The sequence below is a fragment of the Gordonia sp. NPDC003424 genome (genome assembly GCF_053588655.1).
This window is the reverse complement of sequence record NZ_JBSFQJ010000032.1, coordinates 1-16629: the sequence shown is the minus strand read 5'-3', so window position 1 is coordinate 16629 and position 16629 is coordinate 1. Positions and strand designations below refer to the sequence as shown.

12 protein-coding genes are annotated in these 16629 nt (G+C 67.2%); 7 read left to right on the top strand and 5 right to left on the bottom strand.

Annotated elements, in window-relative coordinates; translation table 11 throughout:
* Positions 1-495: 495 nt before the first annotated feature.
* From iolG to ACWDTI_RS26595, 4 genes are all read right to left on the bottom strand, one after another.
* Positions 496-1512: an inositol 2-dehydrogenase gene (iolG, locus tag ACWDTI_RS26610; protein ID WP_449741144.1), complete on the bottom strand. Its 1017-nt coding sequence runs from the start codon at positions 1510-1512 to the stop codon at positions 496-498.
* Between the two features lie 37 nt (positions 1513-1549).
* Complete coding sequence (locus ACWDTI_RS26605) at positions 1550-2428, bottom strand: sugar phosphate isomerase/epimerase family protein (protein ID WP_449741143.1); 879 nt, start codon at positions 2426-2428, stop codon at positions 1550-1552.
* A gap of 22 nt (positions 2429-2450) precedes the next feature.
* A complete protein-coding gene (locus ACWDTI_RS26600; RefSeq protein ID WP_449741142.1) occupies positions 2451-3536 on the bottom strand; it encodes a Gfo/Idh/MocA family protein in 1086 nt (361 codons plus the stop codon).
* A gap of 182 nt (positions 3537-3718) precedes the next feature.
* On the bottom strand, positions 3719-5287 hold the full coding sequence (locus ACWDTI_RS26595) for an IclR family transcriptional regulator (RefSeq protein WP_449741141.1): 1569 nt from the start codon (positions 5285-5287) through the stop codon (positions 3719-3721).
* Between the two features lie 260 nt (positions 5288-5547).
* Between ACWDTI_RS26595 and ACWDTI_RS26590 the strand changes: the two genes are divergently transcribed.
* The 7 genes from ACWDTI_RS26590 (at position 5548) to ACWDTI_RS26560 (ending at position 14452) form a co-directional block, all read left to right on the top strand.
* Positions 5548-6627, top strand: a complete 1080-nt coding sequence (locus tag ACWDTI_RS26590) for a maleylacetate reductase (protein WP_449741140.1) — start codon at positions 5548-5550, stop codon at positions 6625-6627.
* 36 nt (positions 6628-6663) lie between these two features.
* Complete coding sequence (locus ACWDTI_RS26585) at positions 6664-7578, top strand: intradiol ring-cleavage dioxygenase (protein WP_449741139.1); 915 nt, start codon at positions 6664-6666, stop codon at positions 7576-7578.
* 510 nt (positions 7579-8088) lie between these two features.
* Positions 8089-9519, top strand: a complete 1431-nt coding sequence (locus ACWDTI_RS26580; RefSeq protein WP_449741138.1) for a sugar porter family MFS transporter — start codon at positions 8089-8091, stop codon at positions 9517-9519.
* A 27-nt stretch (positions 9520-9546) separates the two neighbouring features.
* On the top strand, positions 9547-9903 hold the full coding sequence (locus ACWDTI_RS26575; protein ID WP_449741137.1) for a universal stress protein: 357 nt from the start codon (positions 9547-9549) through the stop codon (positions 9901-9903).
* Positions 9904-10020: 117 nt separating this feature from the next.
* Positions 10021-11136, top strand: coding sequence for an alpha/beta hydrolase family protein (locus ACWDTI_RS26570; protein ID WP_449741136.1), 1116 nt, complete (start codon positions 10021-10023; stop codon positions 11134-11136).
* Positions 11137-11185: 49 nt separating this feature from the next.
* Positions 11186-12595, top strand: coding sequence for a wax ester/triacylglycerol synthase family O-acyltransferase (locus ACWDTI_RS26565; RefSeq protein ID WP_449741135.1), 1410 nt, complete (start codon positions 11186-11188; stop codon positions 12593-12595).
* A 270-nt stretch (positions 12596-12865) separates the two neighbouring features.
* Positions 12866-14452 (top strand): DUF222 domain-containing protein, encoded by a 1587-nt coding sequence (locus tag ACWDTI_RS26560; RefSeq protein WP_449741134.1) that lies wholly within the window; start codon positions 12866-12868, stop codon positions 14450-14452.
* Between the two features lie 394 nt (positions 14453-14846).
* Here the strand turns inward: ACWDTI_RS26560 and ACWDTI_RS26555 are convergent, their stop codons facing one another.
* Entirely contained in the window at positions 14847-16013 is a 1167-nt protein-coding gene (locus ACWDTI_RS26555; protein ID WP_449741133.1) for a LacI family DNA-binding transcriptional regulator, read from the bottom strand.
* Between the last annotated feature and the right edge of the window lie 616 nt (positions 16014-16629).

The following is a 16629-nucleotide window of genomic DNA, read 5'->3' as shown; positions in this document are numbered from 1 at the left end:
GAGCGCAGCGAGGCCGCGCATCGAGGCCACTTCCCTTTGGCAGCAAGTGATCTCGATGCGGCGCCTCGCTGCGCTCGGAGCCTTACTCGATCAGCGGTGGGGGGCGCCTCCTCGAATCAGGCTCCACCGCACGCCGACAGCCTTCCACCCTCCGCTGGTCGAGTAAGCGACCGAGCGCAGCGAGGCCGCGCATCGAGGCCACTTCCCTTTGACGGCAGGGGATCTCGATGCGGCGCCTCGCTGCGCTCGGAGCCTTACTCGATCAGCGGTTGGGGGAGGACGACTCCTCGAATCAGGCTCCACCACAAGCCGAAACCACTCCCCCTTCCGCTGATCGAGTAAGCGACCGACCGCAGCGAGGCCCACTTCCCTTTGACAGCAGGGGATCTCGCTGCGCTCGGAGCCTTTCTCGATCAGCGAATGGATGACTCTTCCGAGCCCAGGATGATCATTCGCTCAGCGGTGGATGCGCGAGCCATGTGGCTTGTGACTCACTCACCGCAGCGCGTCTGCGACCGACACGGTCTTGCCGGTGGTCGCCGATTCCTGTGCTGCGTCGGCCAAGACGAGCGCCGCCACACCGTCGTCGAAACCGGGTGAACAGGCGCCGCCGGCGCGGATGGCGTGGACGAACGCGTCGAGTTCGGCGCGGTAGGCCGCGGCGTAGCGCTCCAGGAAGAACGGCAGGCAGGGGCCGGCTTGTTCGGTGCCGGTTGCGTCGTAGCGTCGCACGGTGGTGGCGGAGACGTTGCCGGCGGTGAGCATTCCGGTGGAGCCAAATGCCTCGATGCGCTGGTCGTAGCCGTACGCGCAGTGCCGCGAGTTGATGATCGTCACGATCTCGCCGCCGGCGCCCCGCAGGGTCGTCGTGGCGGTGTCGAAGTCGTTGAGCGACTTGATGTCCTCACTGAACTGGGCTGTGCCGACGGCGGATACCTCGACGATGTCGGGGATGAAGAACCGGGCGATGTCGAGGTCGTGGATCGTCATGTCGCGGAAGATGCCGCCGGAGGCCTCGATGTAGCCGCGCGGCGCGGGCGCCGGATCGCGGCTGATGATGGTCAGCTGTTCCAGCGGGCCGATCGCACCCGCCGCGACCTCGTCGCGCACGGCTTTGAAGTTCGGGTCGAAGCGTCGGTTGAAGCCGAGCATGATCGGGACCCGGTGCTCGCGGATGTTCTCGCGGCACTCGAGGACGGTGGCGATGTCGAGGTCGATCGGCTTCTCGCACAACACCGCCAGACCGTGCGATGCCGCCCGCGACATGAGGTCGACATGCGTGGGCGTCGGTGACGCGACGATCACACCGTCGAGACCGGGTTCGGCGAACACCTCGGCCGGGTCGGAGACGGCACGGCCACCGGTCTGCGCGGCAAGGGTGCGGGCTCCGTCGATGATCGGATCGCAGATGAGGGCGAGCTCGATGCCGGGGTGGTCCGCGAGATTGCGGGCGTGGACCTGACCGATGCGGCCGGAACCGAACAGGGCGAGGCGCAGTTTCTGCTGAGTCATGGGATGTTCCTTGACGTGTGAAGTGAAGTCGTACGTGTCAGCGGCCGACGGCGGCGGCCGCGGCGAAGCATTCGAGTGTGGTCTCGCGGGCGATACGAAGCCCGTCGGCGACCGGCCGCACACGATGGTCACTGGAGATTATCTCCACGCCCCACGGCCCCGTGTAACCGGCCTCGACCGCACGTTCGATGAACGTCACGGTATCGAAATCACCTCGGCCGCAATAGGTACGGTGGTTGATCGTGTCGTCGACGACGTCGGCGATGGTGGCGTTGTGGCGGTCGAACCCGTCGTCGACCTCGACGGCGGCGACGCGCTCGATGGGCACCATCCGCCACAGCTCGTCGTGACTCAAACCGTTGTTGTGCGTGTGCCAGATGTCGATCATGAGGCCGGCCGATGGGCTGTCGGAGGCGGTGACGACCTCGACGGCCTCACGGGTGGTACGGATGTTGGAGAACGGCGGGGCCTCCAATGCGAGTCGGATGCCGGCGTCCTGCGCCTCGGCGGCGAGATCGACGAAGGCGGACTTGAGAACCGCCAGCGGTAACGGTTCCTCGGCGAGTCCGGCACCGACCTTGATGTGGCGGGCACCGAGGGCGATGGCCGCCTCGAACAGCTCGGCCCGCTGGCGGTCGGCGGCGACTCGCTCGTCGCCGGTGGTCCACCAGTGGTCGAGGAACTCGACCTCGACGATGCCGAGGCCGGCGTCGCGGATCAACTGCAGCAAGGCGTCGTACCCGATGGTGTCGCGGGCGTCGATGAGATCGGCGTAGACGAGTCCGATTCCGTCCCAGCCGGTTTCGGCGACCAGCGAGATGCGTTCGGCGATCGGGATCGGGCTGCGCTCGTCGACGCGCATGGGCGCGGTGTCTCCGGCGCTGGTCCAGCAGGTGGCGATGAGTTGCGGTGTCATGATGTCCTCGGTTCTTGACGGATCAGTGGCCGTCAATGGTCATTTCGGCGCCGCGAGCCTGCTCCGAGCGGTAGCAGGCGTCGACGATGCGGGCCACGGTCAGGGCGTCGGAGACCGGCGACACGATCGGTGCGGCGGTGCGGATGCTGTCGATCCAGCCCCGCATCTCGGTGTGGAAGTTGCTGATGTTCTCCAGCTCGGGCAGTTCGGAGAACTTGTTCGCCTCGGTGCGCGCGAACGGCGGGGTGAAGTAGCTCTGGGTCCAGTCGGTCCACCCACGGGCGAACGAGCCCCGGTCGGCATCGACGTAGACGCGCAGCCGCTGCGGCAGGATGCCGACCTCGATCATGCCGTGGGTGCCGTAGACGATGATGTTGGAGCTCTCGAACCATTCGAGGTTGTCGTGGCCGTCGAAATTGAAGGTCATCGAGACATCGGGGTAATTGAGGAGGACCGCCGCCGAGTCCTCGCGGCTGTCGTCGCCGGACAGCTTGGCGGGCTTGTGCACTCGCGCGTTGACCGATTCGGGGGCACCGAACACGCTGACCAGGGCGTCGAGCATGTGGCAGCCGAGAATCCACAGCACGCCGCCCATGTCGGCGGGCTGATTGAGGTGCTGGGTCAGGTGCTCACCGACCAGCGCCGCCCCGCGCGCCGACACCGACACCACCTCGCCGATCAGCCCGTCGTCGAGGAGTTTCTTGGCGCGGGTGACCGATTCGGCCAGGCGCACGTTGTAGCCGACCTGCACGACAAGTCCGTCCGCGGCGTCGAGTTCGGCGGCGCGCAGCCGTTGCAGGTCGGCGACGGTACCGCCGCCCGGCTTCTCGACGACCACGGACTTGCCGGCGTCGAGCGCACGAATGGTGTGCGGGACCATGTCCTTGCTCTTGGAGTGGACCATGATCGCGGTGATCTCGTCATCGTCGAGAATCTCTTCGATGGTGCGGGGTTCGAGATCGTATTTGTCGGTGAAGTACTTCAGCCGCGAATCATCGTCGGCCGCGGCGACCACCTCGACGCCGCCGATCTCCCACAGTGCGCGCACACGCGCCGACGCGTGCGGGTGGGTGATTCCGAGAAGACCGACACGAATGGGCTCGGACACGGGGGTTCTCCTAAATCGAACGGGCCCTGTGGCGATCCTCGAGACCGGGATCGGCGGGCCGATGGCTGGGGTCGCGCACCTGGCGGACCATCTGCTGCCACCTAGTGGACAACATGTCCATGGTCACACGTGGCGAATCCAGGGGTCAAGATGTCATGACAAATGAGGGATTTTTGAGGGGTTCAGAGGTCGAAGCCCAGGTAACCCGACAACTCTCGAGCACCCTCGAGAACGAGCTCGGTGACCGACGGCTCCTCGCCCCGATCAGCGAGAATGCCGTCGCGCATGCCACTGACCGACAGCGACGCCGCGACGCGGCCACGGTGGTCGTAGATCGGTGCGCCGACGGCGGCGATGCCCGGCGTCACCGTGTTGTCGCTGAGCGCATAGCCGAGGCCACGGACCTCGTCGAGCTGGGCATAGAGCGCCGATCGGGAACCGACGTCGTGAATGAGATCCTCGCTCAGGGTGGCGATCGCGGCGTACTCCTCCCACGATTCGCGATCCTCGAATGCGAGCAGCGCGCGCGGCGCGGCGCCGATGTGCAGCGGCAGCGAACGACCGAGGCGCAGCACCCGACTGTTGACCCGGACTCCGTCGATCCGCTCGATGCAGACGGCCCGCGTGCCGTGTCGCACGCACAGGAAGGTGGTCTCACCGGTCGCCTCGTGGATACGGGTCATGACCGGCAGCGCCATGCGCCGGATGTCGAGGCCGAGGGTGAGGTCGCGGGCCAGTGAGAGCAGCTTGCCACCGACGCGGTAGGCACCGCGGTGTTCGATCTGCTCGACCCATCCGATGTCGGCCAGTGTGGCCAACATCCGGTACACCGAACTGACCGGTTCCGCGATCAGTTCGGTGAGCCGCGCGGAGGTCGCGACACGTTCTGCGGCAAGCGCTTCCATCAATGCGCCGGCCTTCACGATCAGGGCCGGGCCGCGCGCGCCCTCGCGTCCGGATTCGGCGGCGCGGCGGACCCGGTCCGCGTCGTCGGAGCGGACACTGCCGCGTTCGGCCATGGCCCGTGCGATCTCGTCCGCGGCAATACGGAGCACCCGCGCCGCCGCCTCGGCCTGCGGCAGCACACCGGCACGGAGGCCGGCGACCGACAGCACCCCGGTCACCTCCTCCCCCGCGCCGAACACCGGCACCGCGACCGAGGCCACTCCCTCGACGATCTGGTTGTCGTCGAGGGCCCATCCGTTGCGCACGGTCTCGTCGAGGGCCTCTCGCAGCTCCGCGGCCGTGGTCGGCGTTCCCGAGGCGATCGCTTCGTAGGGCGCGGACGCCAGCACCTCGTCCCGCTGCCGGGCGTTCCCGAACGCAAGCAACGCGATCGACGATGCGCTCGCGGTGAGCGGGAGCGTTCGGCCGGGTCCGAGATCGAGCATGTCGACCACCGACCCCTCGACGTGGTCGAGGCAGAGCGCGCCGTCACTACGGGGCACACAGAAGTAGACGTTCATGCCCAGCTGTTCACGAACCCACTGCAACTGTTTCCGCAGGTCACTGCTGTCGATGAAGGCTTCGACCACCGCATCGCCCCACCGAAGTACGGCAGTGCCGAGCTCGACCCGACCGTCTGCGCCGGTGCGCACCAAGCCGATCTCGCGCAGGGCATCGACGAGGCGGTAGACGGTCGGACGAGGTTCGGCGATGGCCTTGGCGAGTTCGGCCGGCGTCGACGGACCGCGACGGGCCAACTCGTCGACGGCCTGCCCGGCCTTGGTCAGCAACTGAATGGCACTCACGGCACCCGTCCTCACTTCTCGCGTCTCGCCGGCAGACACCGCCGACAAATCTGTGTGTCACTACTCACACGATGTCTGCAAGTAACTCGTATCACTATCGGATCAAATCTTATGCTACTGTACGAACACGTTGTCCATTGTATGGCACCAGAAGTCAGGTGGACGGCAAGCGCTGAGGGCCGGCACTCCACGGTCGGCGCCCACATCCTCGGCGATGACAACTCAGATCTGAACTCCGAATACATCCAGGAGATCCACCCATGGCCTACGACTTCCGCTACGAGGCTCTACCCATGCGGGTGCGGTTCGGCGCCGGCTCTCTGTCGACGCTGCCCGACGAACTCGACGCCCTCGGACTCGAACGGGTACTCGTCCTGTGCTCACCCGGACAGGACGACACCGGCGAAGCCATCGCGAAGATCCTGGGAGAGCGATGCGTCGGGGTCCGCCCCGACGCCGTGATGCATGTTCCTGCCGAGGTCGCCGACAAGGCCCGCAGCGAAGCCGTCGGCCTCGGCGCAGACGGCTGCGTGACCGTCGGCGGCGGTTCGGCCATCGGCCTGGGTAAGGCCATCGCCCTCAAGCACGGTCTGCCGATCGTGGCGGTGCCGACGACCTACGCCGGTTCCGAGATGACCCCGGTGTGGGGGCTGACCACCGACGGCCGCAAGGAGACCGGCCGGGACCCGAAGGTCCTGCCCCGCAGTGTCGTCTACGACCCGGACCTCACGCTGACGCTGCCGACGGCGATGTCGGTGACCAGCGGCATCAACGCCATGGCGCATGCCGCCGAAGCGCTCTACGCCCCCGACGCCTCCCCGATCATCTCGCTGATGGCCGAGGAGGGTGTCCGCGCCCTCGCCGCCGCAGTGCCGAGGATCGTCGAGGACAACTCCGATCCCGACGCTCGCAGCGATGCGCTCTACGGCGCGTGGCTGTGTGGCGCGACCCTCGGCGCCACCACGATGTCGTTGCACCACAAGCTGTGTCACGCACTCGGCGGCACCTTGAACCTGCCGCACGCCGACACCCACACCGTCGTACTGCCCTACGTCCTCGCCTTCAACGCCGAGTATGCGCCCACCGCCATGGACGCCCTGTCCCGCGCACTGCCCGGCGACGGCTCCCCGGCGCTGCGACTGTGGAACCTCGCCGGCGACCTCGGCGCACCCCGCAGCCTCGCGGACCTCGGGATGGCCGAAACCGACATCGACCGGATCGCCGACGAGGTCACCAGCAAGTCCTACGGGAATCCTCGACCGCTGACCACCGACGGTGTCCGCGACCTGCTCCGTGCCGCCTGGTCCGGTGACCAACCCAGCGTCATCGCCCAGCCCTGACCGACAGCCCACCCACCACGAAGAACGAGAAACACCATGAGCGACAACACCACCATCGACCGACCCACCCCGTCCGTCGCGCCCGCCCAGTCCGAGGTGGAAGAGCGGCTGATCCGAAATGTGTTGGCCTCATTCGAGTCCTGTGAGGATCCACGACTCCGGTTCCTGATGCAGGCGATCGTGCGGCACCTGCACGCGTTCATCCGCGAGGTGCGCCTGACCGAGGAGGAATGGAACACCGCCATCTCGTTCCTCACCGACGTCGGGCACATCACCGACGACCGGCGGCAGGAGTTCATCCTGCTCTCCGACGTCCTCGGTGCGTCGATGCAGACCATCAACGTCAACCACGAGGCCTACGGAAATGCTACCGAAGCAACGGTTTTCGGCCCGTTCTTCGTCGACGACGCACCGGAGATCGAACAGGGTGGGGACATCGCGGGTGGTGCCACCGGCCAACCGTGCTGGGTGGAGGGCACCGTCGCCGACACCGATGGCCGCCCGATCCCCAACGCCCGCATCGAGGTGTGGGAGGCCGACGACGACGGGTTCTACGACGTCCAGTACGGCGACGACCGCGTGTCGGGCCGGGCACATCTGATCAGCGATGCCGATGGCCGATTCCGATTCTGGGCGCTGACCCCGACGCCCTACCCCATCCCCCACGACGGCCCGGTCGGCCGCATGCTCGAGGCCACCGGTCGCTCCCCCATGCGCGCATCGCATCTGCACTTCATGGTCACCGCCCCCGAAAAGCGCACGCTGGTCACCCACATCTTCGTGCGTGGCGACGAACTTCTTTCCAGCGACACCGTTTTCGGCGTCAAGCAATCGCTGGTCAAGGAATTCGTCGAGCAAGCGGCCGGCACCCCAACCCCCGACGGCCGTGATCTCGGCGATCAGACGTGGGCGCGCACCGAGTTCGACATCGTGCTCGCACCTGAGCAGTAACCGCACCGACAGCTCCGCTGCTCGGGCAAGTAGTCAGGCCACCGCGGCGCCATCGTTGGCAGGAAAGGCGCCAGTTCCGCTGGCCGAGTATGTAAGTGAGCGAGCGCCCGTTCTTCCGCTGATCGAGTAGCGAGCGAGCTTGCGACCTTCGACGCGCTCGTTCCTCGCTTGCTCAGGAATCGGCCACGCATCGAGATCTCCCTGCGCGGCGGTCTCGATGCGGCGCCTCGCTGCGCTCGGAGCCTTACTCGACCAGCGAATGGATAACCCTTCCCGGCGCACGCCGACCGGCTGCGCCGGGCCAGGTCGCTCACACGACCAGCGAATGGAAGGCCCTTCCCGGCGCACGCCGACCGGCTGCGGCGGCCAGGTCGCTGACTCGACCAGCGAATGGAAGGCCCTTCCCAGCCCACGCCAGCCGGCCTGCGCGGGCGTGGGTCACTTACACGATCAGCGATCGAAGACACCCCAACAACCCTGTTCCACCCCAGAATCCGGCAGGAGACTTTCGTGTCCAAAACCCTCACCTCGGTCACGCGCAGCGGCGTGGCGCTACCGCCGCTGCGCCCCGGCCCGCACCAACGCCGCATGGATCTCATCGCGGTCGTCGCCACATTCGGCGGCCTGCTCTTCGGTTACGACACCGGAGTGCTCAACGGCGCACTGGAGCCGATGAGCGAGCAGCTCGGACTGACCGACGTCACCGAGGGCCTGGTGGTCAGCACCCTGCTCATCGGCGCCGCGATCGGGTCGCTGGTGTGTGGCCGGATGAGCGACACCATCGGCCGTCGCAAGACGATGATCATCCTGGCGGCGATCTTCTTCTTCGGCACCCTCGGCGCGGTCGCCGCCCCCAACCTGGAACTGCTGCTTCCCGCCCGGTTCATCCTCGGCCTCGCGGTCGGCGGCGCCTCGGTGACCGTGCCGATCTACCTGTCCGAGCTGGCGCCGGCCGAGCGTCGCGGCACACTGTCCGGACGCAACGACCTCGCGATCGTCGTCGGACAGCTCGCCGCGTTCGTGGTCAACGCGATCATCCACGCACTCTGGGGCGAGCACGACGGCGTCTGGCGAATCATGCTGGCAGTCTGCGCCATTCCCGCGGTCTGCATGTTCGTCGGCATGCTGCGGATGCCCGAGTCCCCGCGCTGGCTGATCTCCAAGGGCCGCGACGACGAGGCCCTCGAGGTTCTCACTCAGGTCCGTACCGAAGACCGGGCTCGCGCCGAGATGGCCGAGGTCGAGGAACTCGCCGAAGAAGAGAAGGCATCCCAGACCGGAGGCATGGCCGATCTGGCCATCCCGTGGGTGCGCCGCATCCTGTTGGCCGGTGTGATCATCGCCGTCGGCCAGCAACTGACCGGCATCAACTCCGTCATGTACTACGGCACGGATCTCCTCAAGACCGCCGGCTTCAGCGACAATGCCGCGCCGATCGCCAACATCTTCATGGGCGTCGCCTCGGTGGCCGGGGGCGTGTTGTGTCTGTTCGTGGTCATCGACCGGGTCAGCCGACGGCGCCTGATCATCACCGGTCTCATCGGCGTCACCATCTGTCACGCACTGATCGTCGCGTCGACGCTGATCGTCCCCGACGGCAAGGTCCAGGCGTATGCCGTGCTCGCGTTCGTCGCGCTGTTCGTCCTCGTCATGCAGACCACGCTGAACATACCGGTGTGGGTGTGCCTTTCCGAGTTGTTCCCGCTGCGGATGCGCGGTTTCGGCATGGGAGTCTCGGTGCTCATCGGCTGGACCACCAATGCCATTGTCGGACAGGCCTTCCCGACACTCGTCTCGATCGGCGGCATCACCGGCACCTACACCGTGTTCTTCGTCGTGTGCGCCATCATGTCGTTCCTCACCTACAAAACCCTGCCCAACACCAGTGGCCGCTCACTCGAAGAGCTCGAAGAGTCGTTCTCGCGCGGCGATTTCCACTGAATCCCACCACGGGAAAGGAAACACATCATGTGCATCATCGTCGCCGTGACCGACAACGCCGAGGGTACCCACGCCCTGGAGGAAGCACTGGGAGAGGCGGAGCGGTTCAACACCGACCTCGTCGCAGTCAACCTCGCGCTGACCAAGCTCGACCTGTCCGGCATCGAGACCGACGTCCCCATCACCGTCGTCGACCGCACCGGCCGGGATGAACGGGACCCGGCCGATGCTGTCCTGCACGAGATCTCGCATCACAACCCCACTCGCCTCGTGGTGGGAGTCAAGCGGCGCAGCGCCGTCGGCAAGGCCGTGCTGGGATCGGTGAGTCAGAAACTGATCCTGCAGAGTCCGATTCCGGTGCTGGCGGTGAAGATCGAGGGGTGAACCGCCGCTCTCGCGCGCATCGTCGTGGACGCCAATGACGGGACCGCGCGGGACCAAGTGCCCATCCAGTGGGAAAACCCCTCGATCAACTCGCGACGGCGCCTACCATCCGTATCCATGTCGGATTCCGACGGCGCTCCGTGGCGCCGTGTTCTCGATGGTGCGGGTCACCGGATACCGGTGGCCGTGCCGTCGGCGAGGCTGGCCGTCCACGGGCTTCGCGACGAACTCGTGCTGATCGGGATGCGACACGCCAGGCCGATGATCTCCGACGACGAGTTCGCTCGGATCACCCACGAGGTGTCCGCAGCGCTCGACCTCTACGAGCGCCACGGTTGGCTCGACGATCCCGAGACGTTCTTCGCCACGCCGCCCCCGCTCGTCGACATGGACGTCTTCGAGGTCAGTGGTCGCGGCCGGAGTTACGAGCGGTTCGTGTTCGACAGCGGCTACCGTCCCGACGCCGCGGACCCCGCGCGTGCCCGGTGGATGGGTTACGCCGGCAACGAGCGCGTATACGGACTGCTGTTGCGCCACAGCGAGCCCCGTCCCTGGCTGGTGTGCGTCCACGGGGCGGAGATGGGCCGGGCCGGACTGGATCTGACGCTGTTCCGCGCCTGGCACCTGCATGAACAATTCGGCCTCAACGTGGTCTTGCCCGTCTTACCCCTGCACGGTCCGCGGGGCCGTGGGGTGCCGAGCGGCAAGGCGATTCCCGGCCCGGAGGTGCTCGACAACGTCCATTTCGCGGCGCAGGCGGTCTGGGATGTGCGGCGGCTGCTCTCCTGGATACGCAACCAGGATCCGTCCGCACGAACGGGTCTCAACGGCATCTCGATGGGCGGATACGTCTCGGCTCTGGTCGGTTCGCTGGACACCGATCTCACCTGCGCGATTCTGGGCGTTCCCGTCGCCAACCTGCTGGAACTGCTCACGCGGCATTCCGGCATCAACGTCGACGATCCGCGCGGGGTGGCCTTGCGGGCGGGTGATCGGCTGGGCGCCATGACCTCTCCGCTGTCCCTGACACCACGGGTTCCGATGCGGGGCCGGTTCATCTACGGCGGCGTCGCCGACCGGGTGGTGAGTCCCCGGGACCAGGTGGAACTCCTGTGGAAGCACTGGGGTGAGCCGGAGATCGTCTGGTACCAGGGCGGTCACACCGGCTTCTTTCGGGCGCGGCCCGTCCAGCGGTTCATCGACGCGGCCATCGTGCAGTCCGGGCTTCTGTGAATCGGCAAGCGCGGCAACGGAACAACGGTCGGAGGCCGAGATGCGATTGATGGACCCCTTGGACGCGGCGATGACCACCGGGGAGGTTCTGACCAATACTCTGCACGTCGCCGCGCTGATGATCTTCACACCGCCCGCCGACGCCGGTCCCGGATTCGTGGACGACCTCTACCGGGAGGGGCTGCGGTACGACGAGGTCGATCCCAGGCTGACCCGCTACCCCCATATCGGTGCGGACACCCTGGGGATGTGGACGTGGCGGCAGGCCGAGGTCGATCCCGCCGACCACGTGGAACGACTTCAGTTGCCACCGGACTCAGACGACGACGCATTGTGGCCGTTCATCGCGGACCTGCATGAAAAGGCCATGCCGCGGAACCGACCGCAATGGCAGGCCTATCTGATCGACGGCCTGACGGGCGGTCGATTCGCGTTCTACATAAAGGTGCATCACACTCTCATCGACGGTGTGGCCGGCATGCAGATGATCGTCGACTCACTGAGTGCCGACCCCGACGACCGGGACCTGAAGCCGTTCTATGCACCCGGCGTTCATTCTCCGCTGCCCGTTCCGACGACCTCGTCACGGTTCCGGGCGCCGGCCATCCCCAACCCGCTGACCGTCATGCGGTCGGCGGCCGAGCTGCTGAAGGTCTCGACAGGGTTCGCGCGCAACATGATCGGCGGGCAGATCGAAGAGCTGGGCGGCCTCATCCGAGGCAACACCACCCTCCCGATGACCGCGCCATTCGTCCGGTTCAACGGCCGGTTGGGCCATGATCGCGCCATCACCGGTTTCACCTTCGATCTCGCGCGGTTCCATGCGATCCGCACGGCCGCCGACGTCACCGTCAACGACGTGCTGGTCGCGGTGATCTCCGGGACTCTGCGCCAATGGCTCGCCGACCACGACGAGCTTCCCACGCGGCCCCTGGTGGCGCTCTGCCCGATTTCCGTGCGTGTGCTCGACGATCTGGGGCAGGCCGCGCACGCGAATGCGTTCGGCCTCGAAACTGTCAGCTTGTCAACCGATGTCGATGATCCGGCAGAGCGACTCTCACGAATTCACGGTGCGATGGATTTCGCGAAACTGCAGGTCGCCCACCACGGGGCCGGGGCGTCAATGGCGCTGGTGGCCCCGAGTATCGCGCAGAGTTTCCTCACGTCGCTACTGCCGGCATTCCCCAAGCCGAGCACCGGATACAACATCCCGCTTTCCACCGTCCGCGGGCCGAGTGAAGACTTGTACTACAACGGCGCGCGGCTCGATTCGCTCTTCCCGATCTCGACGGTGTTCGACGGCCTCGGCCTCAACATCACCGTGTATTCGCACGGGGACAAGGTCTCCTTCGGATGCGTCGCCGGACGCGATATGTTGCCGGACGTCGAATCGCTCATCCCGCTGGCGGAACGAGCGGTGGTCGAACTGGAGACGGCGCTCGGTCTCGTCGCGGTGTGAGGACAGCCGCCGGAGCGGCCCGACCCGGACATCCGACGAGCGCACGCCGGGTGGTGGGCACGGTCGCCGGATGGTCGGCACTGTCGCCGGATGGTCGGCGCGGTCGCCGAATGGTCGGCACGGTCGCCGGATGGTCGGCACGGTCGCCGGATGGTGGGCACGGTCGGCGGGAAGAGATCCCGAATCTCGTCGTTCCCGACCTCAGGAACGGCGGCGATCGCTCATGCCGAGCCCTTGCGCGTGCCCACCCGAACCGCTAGAATCGAACACATGTTCGAGGGGGAGATTCCAGAGTGCGACGGTCCGGAGACCGAGGTGGTTGCCGCCTACCGGGACCTGCACGCGGTGCTGGACCGGATCGCCGCGCTGGATACCACCCCGGCCACCGACGCCGAGGTGCTGGCGGTTGCCGGACGGCACGAGCATGCCGCGCGACGCCTGTACGCGATGGGGTTGCGGCGCATCGCCGACGTGTCCGACCGTGACGCCCACAAATCCTTGGGGAAACGGTCACTGTCGAACTATCTGACCAGCGAACTGCGGATCACCGATCCCAAGCGACGTCTGCAGCAAGTGGAAGCGTTGATGTGCTGGCATTCGCTGCAGGGAGAACTGCTCGAACCGCGCTGCCCCACGCTGGCCCAGGCCGCCCGCGAGGGTGCGGTGGGGTCCGAGCACATCCACACCGTGCTCGAGGCGTTGAACCGGATTCCGGGGAAGGTGTCGGCCGAGGAGAAGGCCGCGGCCGAGGCGATGATGGCCGACTACGCCCGCGACTACGGACCGGCCGCCCTGGCCAAACTCGGCGAACGGTTACTGGCCCACCTCGACCCCGACGGGCAGGTCACCGACGACCGTGACCGGGCCGCCCAACGCGGCTTGACCCTCGGGCGCCAGGACGCGCAGAAGATGTCGAAGCTGACCGCCCGCCTCGACCCGCTGACCCGCGCGATGCTCGATGTGGTCCTCGAGGCGTGGGCCGCCCCGGGGATGAACAACGTCAGTGATGGCGAGGACATGCTGGTCGGCTCCGCCGACGGCCTCGATGACGATGTCCTGCTCGCGGCCGCCCAGCGTGACCGCCGCTCGGAGTCCCAACGCCGCCACGACGCGTTGCGTGCTCTGCTCCACGCCGTCCTCGACGGTGGCGTGTTGGGCACCAGTCACCGCGGACTGCCGCCGCATCTGATCGTCAAGGTCAGCGAGGCCGATCTGCGTGAGCAGGCGGGCGTCGGAGAGACCGCGACCGGGGCGGTGCTGCCGATCCGTGACGTCATCGATCTGGCCGCCCGGGCCCAGCAACACCTGGCGGTGTTCGAGGGTCACAGCGCCGAGATCCTCTACCTCGGTCGGGCCAACCGGTTGGCCAACCGGGCCCAGCGCCTGGCGTTGTTCGCCGCCCACGGCGACCGGTGCAGCGCCCCGGACTGCGACCAGCCCTTCGCCCGCACCCAAGCCCATCACGCGCAGAAGGACTGGCACGACGGCGGCTACACCGACGTCATCGACCTGGCTCCGGCCTGCGGCAAACACAATCGAATGGTCGGCCCCCAACCCGGGCAGTGGAGCACTCACATGGTCGCCGACGGCCCCGACACCGGCCACGTCGCCTGGACCCTGAACGGCGACGGCACCGGCCCACCGAACCCGCCACACATCAACCGGGCCGCCGACCTCGGCGAGGTGTTCGCCGCCTACCAACGCGGACAACGCCTCACCCCCACCCCACGCGGCCCCACCCCGCACGGCACCCACGACACCCGGCCACCACCCGAGCGCCGCCGGGTCCCCCGGCTGATCGCCACCGGATGGTCAGTCAGCCGACTCGACCCGACCACCCTGCAACCCACCGGCTGAACACCCCGTCACGACGACACCCCGAGTCCCACCAGGGACATCGGGGCAGTCGTCGTGGGTAAGCCTTCAGGCGGGCGGCCCGGCTCTGCTCGGCTGTTTCGCTGGTCCGTTGAGGCCGGCGACGGAGGAGCCGCGTATCAGGGCGAAGCCACCGCCTTTGCCAGACAGGCGATCTCGATGCGGCGCCTCGGTCCGCATCGAGATCTCGTTCACCGTTGATCTCGATGCGTTCGCTCGCAAGCTCGCGGGCTTACTCCCTGGATCGAGTAAGGGAGGAGCTTGCGACGACCGCATCGAGATCGACCAGCGAGGGTTGCGACTCTTCCTGCCCTCACGCCGGCCGCCTGCGGCGCCCCGGGTTGCTTGCTCGATCAACGGAGCGGACCCAGCCGGGTTACTCGGGCAACGGCGGGGTGCTTTCGACCGTGAGTTCCACGATCTTCCCCGCCTCCCTCGCCTTGTGCGCCCACAGTTCTCCCGCGTCGCCGGCGAGCGCGACGAAGATTGCGTCGATCTCCGCATCGTCGATGAGGTCTTCGTAGAGGCCGTAACTCACCATGATGCCGAGGCGGTCGGCGATCTCCCAGGCGACCGCGGTCGATGAACTCGCAACCACCTCGATCGGCCCGGAAACTCTTCCGGGCGTGCCCAATTCGCGGACGAGGTGATCGTCGCAGGTGTCGGCGAGAAGTCCCCAGCGCACCGGTTCGGCCGCCGCGACGGCAGGGTCCCAGCCCGAGGGAGGCGCGGTGGTGCCACGCACCATCAGCTCCGGCTCCAGCGCGATCGAACCGTAGAAGCCGAAGCCTCCGGTGTCGGCGGAGTGCGCCGAGTCGCCGACGAGCGACGCGACGGCATCGATGGCGGCGGCCCCGAGGCCGGCGACATCCTGGCGGATCGTGGTGAGGTTGACGTGTCCCAGCACCGCGTGCGGTCCGTCGTCGTAGCCGATGACGGACATGTCATCGGGGATGCGAATTCCGTTGTTGCGCATGACATCGATGAACCCGACGGCCATACGGTCGTTGGCCAGGAACACCGCTGTCGGTAGATTCCCTTCGGCGAGAAGACGTTCGGCGGCAAGCGCACCGGCTTCTTCGGTGTAGTCGCCGACGAACGTGCGGCATTCGTCGCGGTACCCGGCGGCCGTCATCGCACCGAGGTAGCCGCGCAACCGTTCGGCCGCGCAGGGATGTTCGCCGCCTTCGACGTGCGCAATGGCGGTGTGTCCGAGGTCGAAGAGATGTTGCACCGCCAGGTGCGCACCACGCCATTCGTCGGTGCCGATGGTGACGGCGGTGAGGTTGGGGATGCGTTCGCCGACCACGACGATGGGGACCGGGACATCGAACCGGTCACCGTATTCGGCACCCACGACGACGATGACAGCGCACCCCTGGTCGGCGAGATCACGGACCACGCGATCGCGACTTCGGCGGGCGCTGTGCACACCGAGCGACAGTCGGTAGCCGACAGGGTCGGCAGCACTGTAGAGCTCGTCGATGAGGTCGGCCTCGAAAGGACTCGACGCACCGAACACCACACCCACCAGCCGCGTCATCGTCGTCACCTCTGTTCTTTCGCGTGTCTCACAACGTATCCCACGGGCAGGAACAGCGGTAGCTCCTGTGCGCTCTCGATGCGCCTCGGGCTCGCTGCGCTCGCTCGCGGCTTACTCGAGCAGCGAAGCGGGGCGCCAGGCCGGTCGAACCGGCTGGTCAAGCAGCGAAACGGGTCGCCGACCGGTCAAGCAGCGAAGCGGGGCGCCAGGCCGGACGCGCAGCGAAGCGGGGCGCCAGGCCGGACGCGCAGCGAAACGCGTCGCCAGACCGGTCAAGCAGCGAAACTCGGTGCCAGGCCAGGCGCGCAACGAAACGCGACGCCAGACCGGTCAAGCAGCGAAGCGGGGCGCCAGGCCGGTCGAGCAACGAAACGCGTCGCCAGGCCGGTCAAGCAGCGAAACGCGACGCCCGGCTGGTCAAGCACCGAAACGCGTCGCCCGGCCGCCTGACCAGCGGGCAACTGGAAACCCGCCCGACCCTGTGCAGGGTCGGGCGGGTGGTCAATCATCGCGGCAAGCGGTCAGGCTCGGTCGCTGCGGAGTTCGTGGCTCAGGGTGTCGAGTTCGTCGCCGCCGGCCATTTGTTGGGTGAGTTCTTCGAGGTCGATCTCGTCGT